We start from the raw sequence: 14,148 nt of genomic DNA on the forward strand, positions 1-14,148 counted from the left end.
TCTTCAAGCCAAGGGTTTGGGAATGCGTAAAACAGGCAACGTCCTGTTGATCGCTCCCAAAGATGAGCTCGCTGCCAAGGACAAACTGGAGCTGGAATCCAAGAACGCGATCCAAAGTCTCGAAACACTTCGTACACAGGACTTCAAACTTAACTATGCAAAGGCTGCCGATATTGCGGCGGGGCTACTGGGCTCTGGAGCCGGCGCRACCAAAATACTCTCACCGCGGGGAAGCGTGATTTCAGAGACGCGTACCAATCAGCTGTTTGTTACTGACATACCTTCGCGCCTTGAGCAGGTACAGGCACTGATCGCCAAACTCGATGTGGCGGTTCGCCAGGTACTGATCGAAGCACGTATTGTCGAAGCCTCTGATTCATGGGGTAAATCGTTAGGTGTGAGGCTGGGTGGTCGGCCATTCAACACCACGAATAACGTCATGTTCGGGAACTCCTATATTGCCCCCAACGTTCCTGTAGGCTCAGTCCCCCGACTTGGCTCAAATATCGGAACCAATGCGGGTGACTTCCTGAGCATGCCCGCCGTTGGCCAGAATGGTTTTCAAGCTTCCACGTTTGCCCTGTCTCTCTTCAATTCGTCAATGACCAGGCTTTTGAACCTTGAAATTTCTGCTTCGGAAGCAGACGGCAAAACCAAAATTGTGTCCAGCCCTCGAATCATTACCGCAGACCAGGTCAAGGCCCTGATCGAGCAGGGTACGGAATTGCCCTATCAGCAGGCAACTTCCAGTGGTGCGACGTCCATTGCTTTCCGCAAGGCCAATCTGAAGCTGGAGGTTACGCCTCAGATTACTCCAGAAGGCAACATCATTCTCAATGTTGACGTGAACAAGGACAGCGTTGGACGCGAAACTTCCAATGGTTTTGCCATTGATACCAAGCATATCCAGACACAGGTACTCGTGGAAAACGGTGGAACTGTGGTGATCGGTGGTATTTTTGAGCAAAATGACCGCGACAATGAAACCAAAGTTCCGTTCCTGGGTGATCTTCCCGGTGTTGGCAACCTGTTCAAACAACGAACACGCTCTGCCACGAAGTCGGAGATGCTGGTGTTCCTGACCCCCAAAATGCTCACAAATGGAGGCGCGCTGCGCTAATCCAGAAAGCAAAGTGTCCGTTGGGGCAGGTCAGGCGATCCCGCTGTTTGGCGTAGTGCCTGCCCACGTGGAATAGCCCAGTTATCTTCACGCGCAAGCAGGTGGGTCATTCCACGACGCTTGCGCGTAGACGTTTCATGGATCAATTGAATGCACATCCGATGAGAATCGCCTGCGTGGGTTTGCCAGGGTCGGGGAAGTCGACCGTCGGCAGGCATCTTGCGCGAAAGATGGGGCTGCGGTTCATTGACTCAGATCAGGTGATAGAGCAGCGCATCGGCTGCTCTATCCGGGAATTTTTCGAACGCGAAGGCGAGGACGCATTCCGCGATATCGAACAACTGGTCATTGACGAGCTGACGCAGGGCGAGCCCTGCGTACTCTCCAGTGGCGGAGGCGCCGTGTTGCGGCCCGCCAACCGGGAACATCTCCGGGATCGGTCGCAGGTGGTTTACCTGCACTCCATCCCCGAAGAGGTCTTTCGCCGTTTGCGCCATGACCAGAACCGGCCTTTGCTCCAGGTGGCCGATCCCCTGGCTCGACTCAGGGACCTTTATGCGGCCCGCGACTCCCTCTACCGGGAAACAGCGCATTTCGTCATTGAAACCGGCCGTCCCTCTGTTCCCACACTGGTTAACATGATATTGATGCAGCTGGAACTGGCAGGCGTGATGGCGGCTCCGCCTCTTGGCCGGCCGTAATCCGCCGAGGCGTGGAATGGTTGGAAGCCTCTACACTTCTTCCATGCAAGAAAATTTCCCTTCCGCAGTTGCGAAAATCCGGATTGATCTGGGCGAACGCAGCTATCCGATCGTCATTGGCAGCGGACTTCTGGAGCGCAGCAGCACGTACCAGGACCTTCCCAAGGCCGCTACGGCACTGGTGGTGTCAAATACCACGGTGGCGCCTTTGTATGCCGCACAGCTCACCCGGGCGCTGCAACCGCACTATGACAAGGTGCTGCTGGTGACCCTGCCGGATGGCGAAATCCACAAGGACTGGCCAACCCTGCAGTCGATTTTTGATGCTTTGCTGGAAAACGGCTGCGACCGAAAAACGGTGCTGTTTGCGCTCGGTGGAGGTGTGGTGGGCGACATGACGGGTTTTGYTGCGGCCAGCTACATGCGCGGTATACCTTTTGTGCAGATTCCTACCACCCTGTTGGCCCAGGTCGATTCATCGGTGGGGGGCAAGACGGCGATCAACCACCCACTGGGTAAAAATATGATCGGCGCGTTCTACCAGCCCTTGCAGGTGGTGTGCGATCTTGGCGTTTTGGGGACGCTGCCCTCCCGCGAGTTGAGTGCGGGCCTGGCAGAGATCATTAAATACGGCCCCATTGCCGACATGGCATTCCTTGAATGGATTGAAGCCAACGTGGAAAGCCTGCTCGCCAGGGACCCCGTGGCCATGGCCCACGCCGTGCGGCGCAGCTGCGAAATCAAGGCATGGGTCGTGAGCCAGGACGAGCGCGAGTCCGGCTTGCGCGCCATCCTGAATTTTGGACACACCTTTGGCCATGCCATTGAATCCGGCCTGGGTTATGGAGAGTGGCTGCATGGTGAAGGGGTAGGCTGCGGCATGGTGATGGCGGCGCATCTGTCGGAGCGTTTGGGCCTGGTTGACAAAGCTTTTACCGAACGCCTGACCCGCCTTGTGCAGCAATGCGGGCTGCCAGTGCGAGGGCCGATGCTGTCAACCACCGACAACGCAGGCCGCTACCTCGAACTGATGCGCGTGGATAAAAAATCCGAAGCAGGCGAGATACGGTTTGTAGTGATCGACGGTCCCGGGAAGGCAGCCGTTCGCAGCGCACCTGATGCCATGGTGCGTAGCGTGATAGATATGTGTTGTGCATGAGCGGCAAAAACCACCAGGCACGTTACGGTGTGCTATCAATTCAGGAGCTGCTTGCGCTTGTGTATTGGGCCGTGCCGGCTAATTTTATGGGTAGCTCATGAATTTTCCGCCGTACGCCTGTGATCCTTCCCGTTCGCGCGGCCGCCGCTTTTCCGAGCCTGCGGCGCCAACCCGGTCGGAGTTCCAGCGCGACCGCGACCGGATCGTGCATTCCACTGCCTTCCGGCGCCTGGTATACAAAACCCAGGTGTTCCTGAACCACGAAGGTGACCTGTTTCGCACGCGGCTGACGCATTCGCTTGAGGTGGCTCAGTTGGGGAGGTCTATCGCCCRCACGCTCCAACTCAACGAAGACCTTGTGGAGGCGATTGCGTTGGCGCACGACCTCGGCCATACGCCATTCGGCCATGCCGGCCAGGACGCCCTGAATGCTTGCCTGAAAGCCTCTAATCCCGACAGCGCGGGTTTTGAGCACAACCTGCAAAGCCTGCGCGTAGTGGACTCCCTGGAGGAACGCTATCCGGCATACAACGGCTTGAACCTGACGTTTGAAACACGCGAAGGCATCCTCAAGCACTGCTCAAGGCGCAATGCGCGTCACATAGAGGCTCGCGAGCCGGACGGCGTAGCCCGCCGGTTCGTGGAGCCGGTTGACGGGCCTCGCTGGCAGCAACCCGGCCTGGAAGCGCAACTGGCCAATCTTGCGGATGAAATCGCCTACAACGCGCATGACATTGACGATGGRGTGCGTTCCGGCCTGCTGACCCTGGAGCAACTGGAGGGGGTCGAACTGTTCGCACAGCATTGCCGCGAAACGCAGCTGGCCCATCGAACCTTGAAGGGCCGGCGGTTGCTGTTCGAAACCATACGGCGCATGCTCAGTGCGCAGGTCTACAACGTCATGGATGCGACATCGCTTGCCGTACACAAGGCTGCGCCGGCCAGCGTGGATGACGTCCGCAGGCATCCCGCGCTGGTATGTTTCAGTGAAGAGATGGCCAGGCAGTCTGCCTCCCTCAAACGCTTTTTGCTGCAAAACCTGTACCGCCATCCGAAAGTGGTGGAAACCACGCAGGCCGCGCAGCAGGTAGTGCGCGATCTGTTCGAGGCTTATATGGCCGATCCCGCCCAAATGCCGCAGGCTCACATCGACCGGTTTGACGGCGTTGATGCTCCCCATGCGGCGGGCGCAAAGCCTGAGAGAGTGGTTGCCGACTACATCGCCGGCATGACCGACCGCTTTGCCGCTAAAGAGCATGAGCGCCTGAAAGGACGCGCAGCCTTCCCGGCATAGGTGAAATTGCCGTCATCCGCAGTAGTGTGTGACTGAACTCAAACCTGCAACAACCGTAAGCCTGAATCCCGCCTGGTACGTGATTGCGGCTGGTGTGGTGGCCGCCCTGCACGTGGGCAAGCTGCCGCCGGCTCTTCCTGTGCTGGGAAAGGTATTGGGCGTGACGTTGCTGCAGGCCGGGTTTCTGCTGTCGCTGGTGCAGGTCGCCGGCATGGCGTTCGGGCTGATCACCGGGCTTGCTGTGCAGCGGATCGGTCTTAAGCGCAGCATGGTTGCCGGGCTGTCTGTGTTGTGCGGCGCAGGCTGGCTGGGCGGCATGTCCCCCGATGTGCATTGGCTGCTTGCAGCGCGTGTACTGGAAGGCTTGGGGTTCCTGTGGGTCGTGCTGCCGGCTCCGGCCCTGGTCCGCCAGCTGGTACCGCAGGAGCGGCTCAACGGCATGCTGGGGCTATGGGGTGCCTATATGCCGCTGGGTGCTTCCCTGGCTCTGCTCGGCGGCCCCATGATCATGGGCCTGTTCACGCCAGACTGGGGCTGGCGAGCCTTGTGGTGGCTTTTGGCCGCATTGGCCGCGTTGCTGGCCTGTCTGGTTGCATKGCAGGTCCCTGCGCAGGGGTGCCCGCGTGATGACAAGCCTGCCGGCCAATCGCCGGCTCCTGGTTCACGTGGCAGAGACCTCGTCCGCGTGACCCTGCAATCGCGCGCTGCCTGGTTAATGGCGCTTGCCTTTGCGATGTATTCGGGGCAATGGCTTGCCGTGGTGGGCTTCCTGCCATCCATCTATACCCAGGCGGGCGTAGGGGGTGCGTGGGTGGCCTGGCTCACGGCGCTCGCGGCTGGCGTCAACATTATTGGAAACGTCAGCGCGGGGCGGCTGCTGGGTCACGGTGTACGACCTGCGGTCTTGCTCGGTGCAGGTTTCCTGTCAATGGCGGGAGGCGCCCAGCTGGCATTTGCCGCGCATGTGCCCGCACAAATACAGTATGCGGCCATACTGGTTTTCTCCATGATGGGCGGCCTGATCCCTGCAACACTCTTCAGCCAGGCCATCCAGCTAGCACCTCGCCCCGACGCCGTGTCGACCACCGTTGGCTGGGTCCAGCAGTGGTCGGCGCTGGGTCAGTTTGCCGGTCCTCCGCTGGTTGCGTGGATAGCAGGCGTTGCAGGAGGGTGGGAGTGGACGGGCTGGGCGATGACGGCCAGCTCTGCTATTGCGCTGGTGTTGGTGGCCTTGCTGCATCGCCTGCCCCCACCTGCTGCTCAGCGCACTTAACCAGCTGGCTGACATCCGTTCCAGCTGTACGGCCCTCCCAGCATAGGCTTATGACGTGTTGGCATTTCCTTGGTGGTTTTTTTTAGCCCGCACAGATTACGCTGAGTGCCTGCGCACAATTTGTGACATTTTTCCGGAATATTGAGCGCATGCTGAAGCACGGGCATCAAACCTGCTTTGGCTATTTCGTTCTTAAAAGGTGTTTCATGGGTTTCAATAGACGTCAACTTATTCTGGGTGGAGTTTCCGCGGGCGCTGCAGTCGCAAGCCCTGTGCTGTGGGCCCAAAGCAAAACCAGCCGCAAAATTCTTTTAGGCCAATCGGTGCCATTGACTGGCGCTGCCGACCAGATCGGCCTGGCATACCTGAACGGGGCCAAGATTTATTTCGATGCCATCAATGCAAAGGGCGGCGCTGGTGGCCACAGGATAGAAGTCAAGACGCTCGATGACGGCTACAGCCCGGCCAAGGCTGCCGCCAATGCCAAGCAGCTGATCGACGAAGGCGTCGATGCGCTGTTCGGCTTTGCCGGTACAGCCAGCTGTGATGCCGCGTTTGCCGCTTCCAAGGCGTCCGGAGCGCTCTTTTTCGCACCTTTTGCGGCTTCAGACGCGTTACATGATCCTGCGCTGGCAAACATATTTCATGTGCGTCCGGCGCTGGCCGACGAAGCCTACAAAATAGCGCGCCATTGCGCGACGCTGAATCAGGACCGCATCGCGGTATTTGCCGAGGACGACGCCATGGGGCGCGGTGGCCTGGCCGCCGTCAATCAGGCGCTGGTCGACTTGAAGCGCCCGGCCATCGTTGGCAGTGCCTTGTCGCCGGTCAACAGCGACAAGGTCGATGCGGCCGTAGCCCAGATCATGAAAGCCCAGCCCCAGGCCGTTATTCAGGTCAGCCTGTTCAATTCATCGGCGGCCTTTATCCGCAAGATGCGACAAGCCGGCTTCGGCGGGCAGTTCCTCAATTTCTCCGTTGTGGGTATCGATCCGCTGTTTAGTGCGCTGGGCAAAGAGATCGGCGGGGTTGTCATTTCGCAGGTGGTGCCTTCGCCGCGCAGTACGGGTACACCCATCATCAAGGAATACCTGGATGTGCTGAACCAGACCGACCAGACGCCGAGTTACGAAAGCGTGGAAGGCTACATTGCCGCCCGTACCTTCGCAGAAGGCGTGCGACGCAGCGCGGCCGGCAGCGGCAAGCCTGACAGGGCGGGCCTTCAAAAGGCCTTCGAAACCATGACGGACTACGACGTGGGCGGCTTTCGCGTGAACCTGCGCCCCAAGAAATACGAGTCGGTTCGTGCGATTGACCTGGTCACCATCACGCCCGACGGAAAAGTGGTTCGTTAGGCATGCGCATGCCGGGGTGTTTTAACGACGCCCCGCTGCTGCGTCTTGAGAAGTGAAAAATAGGGTCAGATTCCAATATCATGAGGCAAACTCGGATATTGATTCATGGCCCGCCTTCCCCGTCTGACGCTTCCTGGCTATCCCCACCACATCATCCAGCGGGGCAATAACCGCCAAACCGTTTTCTCATCAGCTGCCGACCATCAGATGTTTCTGGCGCTGCTGGAAGAAAGTGCGCGCAAATTCGGAGTAGCCCTGCACGCCTACGTGCTGATGGGCAATCATTTTCATCTGTTGGCGACGCCCTCCACGGTGGAAGGCCTGCCGCAAATGATGCAAGCCGCCGGGCGGCGGTACGTACGCTACTTCAATGACACCCATACCCGCTCCGGCACCTTGTGGGAAGGGCGTTACCGCGGTACGGTGATCGATGCCGGGCACTACCTGCTGGCATGCATGGCCTACATGGACCTCAATCCGGTGCGTGCGGGACTCGTCGCAGAGGCAAAAGACCATCCCTGGTCCAGTTATGGCCATTACGCGGGACTGCGTGTCGACAGCCTGCTGACGCCACATCCGCTGGTCTGGGCGCTCGGCAATACGCCCTTCGCCCGCGAGGCGGCGTACGCCGAACTGGTGCGCAGCGGCATTTCCCCCGAACGGCAAGAGCAGTTGACCCGGTCCGCCCTGAGCGGCTGGGCACTGGGCGGGGAAGCCTTTCTGGCAGAACTGCAAAAGCACACGGCGCGCCGCYTGACCAAAATTCAGGCCGGGCGTCCGGCCCGGCGGGTGGTCGAGGGCCCTTGATAGCAAAGAACGGGCTTCCCAATGTCTGCTTGAGCTCCAATTAACATGTCCCTAATTAAATGTTGATCAATCTAATCGGCATTTAATTGGAATCTGACCCCATTTTAAATGCTTGGCATTGTTGTTGCAATGCAATATGCTCCCATTCCCTGCGAAAAATTATGAACCTTGCGGATGACGGCGTTACCTGGCCTTTTTCGGGCCATGTGCTATCACTTTTATCCCCAACCGACGAGGAATTGCCATGACCACGGCTGCTGAAATCAAGCATTTTGAAGAAAACGGTTTGTACTCCGGTGCGAACGAGCACGATGCCTGTGGCGTCGGTTTTGTGGCCCACATCAAGGGGCATAAAAGCCATGCGATTGTTCAGCAGGGTCTGAAAATTCTCGAAAATCTGGACCATCGGGGCGCGGTGGGCGCTGACAAGCTGATGGGCGACGGCGCCGGCATCCTGATCCAGCTGCCTGACGCGCTGTACCGCGAAGAAATGGCCGGCCACGGCGTACAACTGCCTCCGCCTGGTGAATACGGCGTTGGCATGGTCTTTCTGCCCAAAGAGCACGCCTCCCGACTGGCGTGCGAGCAGGCCCTGGAGCGCGCCGTCAAGGCCGAAGGCCAGGTGCTGCTGGGCTGGCGCGATGTGCCGGTCAACCGCGACATGCCCATGTCGCCCACCGTGCGCGAGAAAGAACCCATCCTGCGTCAGATCTTCATTGGCCGCGGCAACGACGTCATCGTGCAGGACGCGCTGGAGCGCAAGCTGTACGTGATCCGCAAGACCGCCAGCGCAGCCATCCAGAACCTGCGCCTGACGCACAGCAAAGAATATTACGTGCCGAGCATGTCCAGCCGCACGGTGGTCTACAAAGGCCTGCTGCTGGCTGACCAGGTGGGCACCTACTACCGCGACCTGACCGATCCGCGCTGCGTCTCGGCGCTCGGCCTGGTGCATCAGCGTTTCTCCACCAACACCTTCCCTGAGTGGCCGCTGGCTCACCCTTACCGCTATGTCGCGCACAACGGCGAAATCAACACCGTCAAGGGCAACTACAACTGGATGAAGGCACGTGAAGGCGTGATGTCCTCGCCAGTGCTGGGCGCCGACCTGCAAAAGCTCTACCCCATCAGCTTTGCCAGCCAGTCCGATACCGCCACCTTCGACAACTGCCTTGAGTTGCTGACGATGGCCGGCTACCCCATCAGCCAGGCCGTGATGATGATGATCCCCGAGCCCTGGGAGCAGCACACCACCATGGACGAGCGCCGCAAGGCCTTCTATGAGTATCACGCCGCCATGCTCGAGCCCTGGGACGGCCCGGCCTCCATCGTATTCACCGACGGCCGCCAGATCGGCGCCACGCTGGACCGCAATGGCTTGCGCCCGTCGCGCTACTGCGTGACCGACGACGACCTGGTCATCATGGCCTCGGAGTCGGGCGTATTGCCGGTTCCCGAGCACAAGATCGTGCGCAAGTGGCGCCTGCAGCCCGGCAAGATGTTCCTGATTGACCTGGAGCAGGGCCGCATGGTCGACGACGAGGAAATCAAGGCCACGCTGGCCCACAGCAAGCCCTACAAGCAGTGGATTGAAAACCTGCGCATCAAGCTGGACGACGTGGTTGGCAAGGCAGCCAAAACCGCAGCAGCCGCGGTGCCCGCCGCCTCCAACATTGCGCTGCTTGATCGTCAGCAGGCGTTCGGCTACACCCAGGAAGACATCAAATTCCTGATGTCGCCGATGGCCGCCAACGGCGAAGAAGCCACCGGCTCCATGGGCAACGACAGCCCGCTGGCCGTGCTGTCCAACAAGAACAAGCCGCTCTACAACTACTTCAAGCAGTTGTTCGCGCAGGTGACGAACCCGCCTATCGACCCGATCCGCGAAGCCATCGTGATGTCGCTGGTGTCCTTCATCGGGCCCAAGCCCAACCTGCTGGACATCAACCAGGTCAACCCGCCGATGCGGCTGGAAGTGAGCCAGCCGGTGCTCAACGTGGCCGATATGCAAAAGCTGCGCGACATCGAAGCGCACACCCAGGGCAAGTTCAAGAGCTATACCCTGGACATCACCTACCCGCTGGCCTGGGGCCACGAAGGTGTCGAGGCCAAGCTGGCTTCGCTGTGCGCCGAAGCGGTTGACGCGATCAAGGACGGCAAGAACATCCTGATCATCAGCGACCGCGGCATCAGCGCCACGCAGGTCGCCATTCCGGCCCTGCTGGCCCTTTCCGCCATTCACCAGCACCTCGTGAAGGAAGGCCTGCGCACCACCGCCGGCCTGGTGGTGGAAACGGGTTCTGCACGTGAGGTGCACCACTTTGCGGTGCTGGCAGGCTACGGCGCTGAAGCCGTACACCCCTACCTCGCCATGGAAACACTGGCCGAGCTGTCGAAGGGCCTGCCAGGCGACCTCAGCACTGACAAGGCCGTCTACAACTACACCAAGGCCATCGGCAAGGRCCTGTCCAAGATCATGTCCAAGATGGGCGTGTCGACCTATATGAGCTACTGCGGTGCGCAGCTGTTCGAGGCCATCGGCCTGAACCGTGACACCGTGGCCAAGTTCTTCACCGGCACCGCCAGCCAGGTGGAAGGCATGGGCGTGTTCGAAATCGCAGAAGAAGCGCTGCGCATGCACCGCGCGGCCTTCAGCGACGACCCGGTGCTGGCCAACATGCTGGACGCCGGCGGCGAATACGCTTGGCGCGTGCGTGGTGAAGACCACATGTGGACGCCCGACGCAATTGCCAAGCTGCAGCATTCCACACGCTCCAACAACTGGAACACCTACAAGGAATACGCCCAGCTGATCAACGACCAGAACCGCCGCCACATGACGCTGCGCGGCCTGTTCGAGTTCAAGATTGATCCGTCCAAGGCCATCCCGATTGACGAAGTCGAGCCGGCCAAAGAGATCGTGAAGCGCTTTGCCACCGGCGCGATGTCGCTGGGTTCCATCAGCACCGAAGCCCACGCCACGCTGGCTGTGGCCATGAACCGCATCGGCGGCAAGAGCAATACGGGCGAGGGCGGTGAAGACCCGAACCGTTACCGCCAAGAGCTCAAAGGCATCCCGATCAAGAAGGGCGAGACGCTGAAAAGCGTGATCGGCCCGAAACAGGTCGAGGTCGATTTGCCGCTGCAAGACGGCGACTCCCTGCGTTCCCGCATCAAGCAGGTTGCATCGGGCCGCTTCGGCGTCACGGCCGAATACCTGGTGTCTGCCGACCAGATCCAGATCAAGATGGCGCAGGGCGCCAAGCCCGGCGAGGGCGGCCAGCTGCCCGGCGGCAAGGTCAGTGAATACATCGGCCAGTTGCGCTACTCGGTGCCCGGTGTGGGTTTGATCTCACCGCCGCCGCACCACGACATCTATTCGATCGAAGATCTGGCCCAGCTGATCCACGACCTGAAGAACGTGAACCCGCGCGCCAGCATCAGCGTGAAGCTGGTGAGTGAAGTCGGTGTCGGCACCATCGCCGCGGGCGTGGCTAAAGCCAAGTCCGACCACGTGGTGATTGCCGGCCATGACGGCGGCACGGGCGCTTCGCCCTGGTCGTCTATCAAGCATGCCGGCTCGCCTTGGGAAATCGGCTTGGCCGAAACCCAGCAAACCCTGGTGCTCAACCGCCTGCGCGGCCGCATCCGCGTGCAGGCCGACGGCCAGATGAAAACCGGCCGCGACGTCATCATCGGCGCGCTGCTGGGCGCCGACGAATTCGGTTTCGCCACCGCGCCGCTGGTGGTTGAGGGCTGCATCATGATGCGCAAGTGCCACCTCAACACCTGCCCTGTCGGTGTGGCTACGCAAGACCCGGTGCTGCGCCAGAAATTCAGCGGCAAGCCCGAGAACGTGGTGAACTACTTCTTCTTCGTCGCCGAAGAGGCCCGCCAGCTCATGGCGCAACTCGGCGTGCGCAAGTTTGACGACCTGATCGGCCGCGCCGACCTGCTCGACACGCAAAAAGGCATTGAACACTGGAAGGCCAGCGGCCTCGATTTCGGCCGCTTGTTCTACCAGCCAAATGTGCCCGCCGACGTACCGCGCATGCACGTGATGGAGCAGGACCACGCGCTCGAAAAAGCGCTGGACGTGCGCCTGATCGAAAAATCCAAAGCCGCGATTGAAAAGGGCGAAAAAGTCCAGTTCATCGAAGTGGCGCGCAACGTCAACCGCACCGTCGGCGCCATGCTGTCGGGCGAGCTGACACGCCACCACCCGCAAGGCCTGCCGGACGACACGCTGCGCATCCAGCTGGAAGGCACGGGCGGCCAGTCCTTCGGCGCTTTCCTGGCCAAGGGCATCACCATGTACCTGATCGGCGACGCCAACGACTACACCGGCAAGGGCCTGTCGGGCGGCCGTATCGTCGTGCGCCCCAGCATCGACTTCCGGGGCGACGCGGTGAAGAACACCATCGTCGGCAACACCGTGCTCTACGGCGCGACCACAGGCGAAGCCTTCTTCAGCGGTGTGGCCGGAGAACGTTTTGCTGTGCGCCTCTCCGGCGCCACGGCGGTCGTTGAAGGCACCGGCGACCATGGCTGCGAATACATGACGGGCGGCACTGTCGCGGTGCTGGGCAAGACCGGCCGCAACTTCGCCGCCGGCATGAGCGGCGGCGTGGCTTACGTGTATGACGAAGACGGTTTGTTTGCCACACGTTGCAACACGTCCATGGTGTCGATGGACCGTGTGGTCACCACTTCCGAACAGCACACGCATGACAAGGCTGACTGGCATGCCGAGCAGAGCGACGAGGAATTGCTCAAGCGCCTGCTGCAAGACCACAACCGCTGGACCGGCAGCAAGCGCGCGCGCGAGCTGCTCGACAACTGGAGCGAGTCACGCCTGAAGTTTGTGAAGGTCTTCCCGAACGAATACAAGAAGGCCCTGATCGAGCGCAAGGAGCGCCGCCTCGAAGCCGCGACCGAGACCACACGGGCCCAGGTCGCCACCAACCAGGAAGCGGTGGCGGCCAAGTAAGCCGGCTGAGCCTTCACCTACCAAACTTATTGCTATCTAATTTATAGCTGCTTGCGCCCGTCAATAAAGGGCTATAGGCATAAAACGCTAAAAAAATTGCACAGGACCGCATCATGGGAAAAATCACCGGCTTCATGGAATACGAGCGCATCGAAGAGGGCTACAAGCCCGTGCCGGAGCGCCTGAAGAACTACAAGGAATTCGTCATCGGGCTGGACGACGCGCAGGCCAACAAGCAGGCTGCGCGCTGCATGGACTGCGGCACGCCGTTTTGCAACAGCGGCTGCCCGGTCAACAACATCATTCCCGACTTCAACGACATGGTGTTTCGCGCCGACTGGAAAAACGCGATTGACACGCTGCACAGCACCAACAACTTCCCCGAGTTCACCGGCCGCATTTGCCCCGCGCCCTGCGAAGCCGCCTGCACGCTGAACGTGAATGACGACGCTGTCGGCATCAAGTCGATTGAGCACGCCATCATCGACCGTGCCTGGTCCGAAGGCTGGGTCAAGCCGGTGATGCCCAAGCACAAGACCGGCAAGAAAGTCGCCGTGGTGGGTTCCGGCCCCGCCGGTATGGCGGCCGCGCAGCAACTGGCGCGTGCCGGCCACGATGTGACGCTGTTTGAAAAGAACGACCGGGTCGGCGGCTTGTTGCGCTACGGCATCCCCGACTTCAAGATGGAAAAAGTCCACATCGACCGCCGCGTTGAGCAGATGAAGGCCGAGGGCGTGAACTTCCGCACCGGTGTGATGGTGGGCAGCCTGCCTAAAGATTCCAAAGTGACCAACTGGGCGAAAGAAAGCATCACGCCCGAGCAATTGCAAAAGGACTTCGACGCCGTGGTCCTCACCGGTGGTGCCGAGCAGTCGCGTGACCTGCCCGTGCCTGGCCGTGACCTGGACGGCGTGCACTTTGCGATGGAGTTTTTACCCCAGCAAAACAAGGTCAACGCCGGCGACAAGGTCAAGGGCCAGCTGCGCGCCGACGGCAAGCACGTCATCGTGATCGGCGGCGGCGACACCGGCTCCGACTGCGTCGGCACCAGCAACCGCCACGGCGCCGTCAGCGTCACCCAGTTTGAGCTGATGCCCCAGCCGCCCGAAGAAGAAAACCGCCCCATGACCTGGCCTTACTGGCCGATCAAGCTGCGGACGTCTTCCAGCCATGAAGAAGGCTGCGAGCGCGAGTTCGCCATCTCCACCAAGGAGTTGATCGGCGAAAAAGGCAAGGTCACCGGCCTGAAAACCGTTCGCGTCGAATGGAAAGACGGCAAGATGGTTGAGGTGCCCGGCTCCGAGCAAACCCTCAAGGCTGACCTGGTGCTGCTCGCCATGGGCTTCGTCTCGCCAGTGGCTTCCGTGCTGGAGGCCTTCGGCATTGAAAAAGACAATCGCGGCAACGCCAAGGCCCACACCGACTTCACCGGCGGCTACGCCACCAACG

General features: G+C 60.4%; 9 protein-coding genes. All 9 read left to right on the top strand.

Annotation, left to right across the window (positions count from 1 at the left end; genetic code table 11):
- Positions 1 to 1,120, top strand: a 1,120-nt coding sequence (locus AC1D0Z_RS10515) for a type IV pilus secretin PilQ (RefSeq protein WP_477658192.1), incomplete at its 5' end; no start/stop codon positions are given.
- 161 nt (positions 1,121 to 1,281) lie between these two features.
- On the top strand, positions 1,282 to 1,821 hold the full coding sequence (locus tag AC1D0Z_RS10520; protein ID WP_477658200.1) for a shikimate kinase: 540 nt from the start codon (positions 1,282 to 1,284) through the stop codon (positions 1,819 to 1,821).
- Positions 1,822 to 1,864: 43 nt separating this feature from the next.
- Positions 1,865 to 2,980 (top strand): 3-dehydroquinate synthase, encoded by a 1,116-nt coding sequence (gene aroB / locus AC1D0Z_RS10525; RefSeq protein ID WP_477658193.1) that lies wholly within the window; start codon positions 1,865 to 1,867, stop codon positions 2,978 to 2,980.
- Between the two features lie 97 nt (positions 2,981 to 3,077).
- The gene (locus AC1D0Z_RS10530) at positions 3,078 to 4,274 is read left to right on the top strand and encodes a deoxyguanosinetriphosphate triphosphohydrolase (RefSeq protein WP_477658194.1); all 1,197 of its coding nucleotides are present in this window, start codon (positions 3,078 to 3,080) and stop codon (positions 4,272 to 4,274) included.
- A 28-nt stretch (positions 4,275 to 4,302) separates the two neighbouring features.
- The gene (locus tag AC1D0Z_RS10535) at positions 4,303 to 5,547 is read left to right on the top strand and encodes an MFS transporter (RefSeq protein ID WP_477658195.1); all 1,245 of its coding nucleotides are present in this window, start codon (positions 4,303 to 4,305) and stop codon (positions 5,545 to 5,547) included.
- Between the two features lie 323 nt (positions 5,548 to 5,870).
- The gene (locus AC1D0Z_RS10540) at positions 5,871 to 6,902 is read left to right on the top strand and encodes an ABC transporter substrate-binding protein (RefSeq protein ID WP_477658196.1); all 1,032 of its coding nucleotides are present in this window, start codon (positions 5,871 to 5,873) and stop codon (positions 6,900 to 6,902) included.
- 105 nt (positions 6,903 to 7,007) lie between these two features.
- On the top strand, positions 7,008 to 7,709 hold the full coding sequence (locus AC1D0Z_RS10545) for a transposase (protein ID WP_477658197.1): 702 nt from the start codon (positions 7,008 to 7,010) through the stop codon (positions 7,707 to 7,709).
- Between the two features lie 244 nt (positions 7,710 to 7,953).
- Positions 7,954 to 12,699 carry a glutamate synthase-related protein gene (locus tag AC1D0Z_RS10550; RefSeq protein WP_477658198.1) on the top strand — a complete coding sequence of 1,582 codons (4,746 nt, stop codon included), beginning with the start codon at positions 7,954 to 7,956 and terminating at the stop codon, positions 12,697 to 12,699.
- A gap of 113 nt (positions 12,700 to 12,812) precedes the next feature.
- Positions 12,813 to 14,148: glutamate synthase subunit beta (locus AC1D0Z_RS10555; protein ID WP_477658199.1), on the top strand; the 1,336-nt coding region annotated here is incomplete at its 3' end.

The organism is Polaromonas sp. P1_E3, from assembly GCF_056405935.1.

What these genes read in the sequence shown, in the direction of transcription:
- AC1D0Z_RS10520 (WP_477658200.1), top strand. Translation starts at nt 1,282, where the DNA reads ATGAGAATCGCCTGCGTGGGTTTGCCAGGGTCGGGGAAGTCGACCGTC.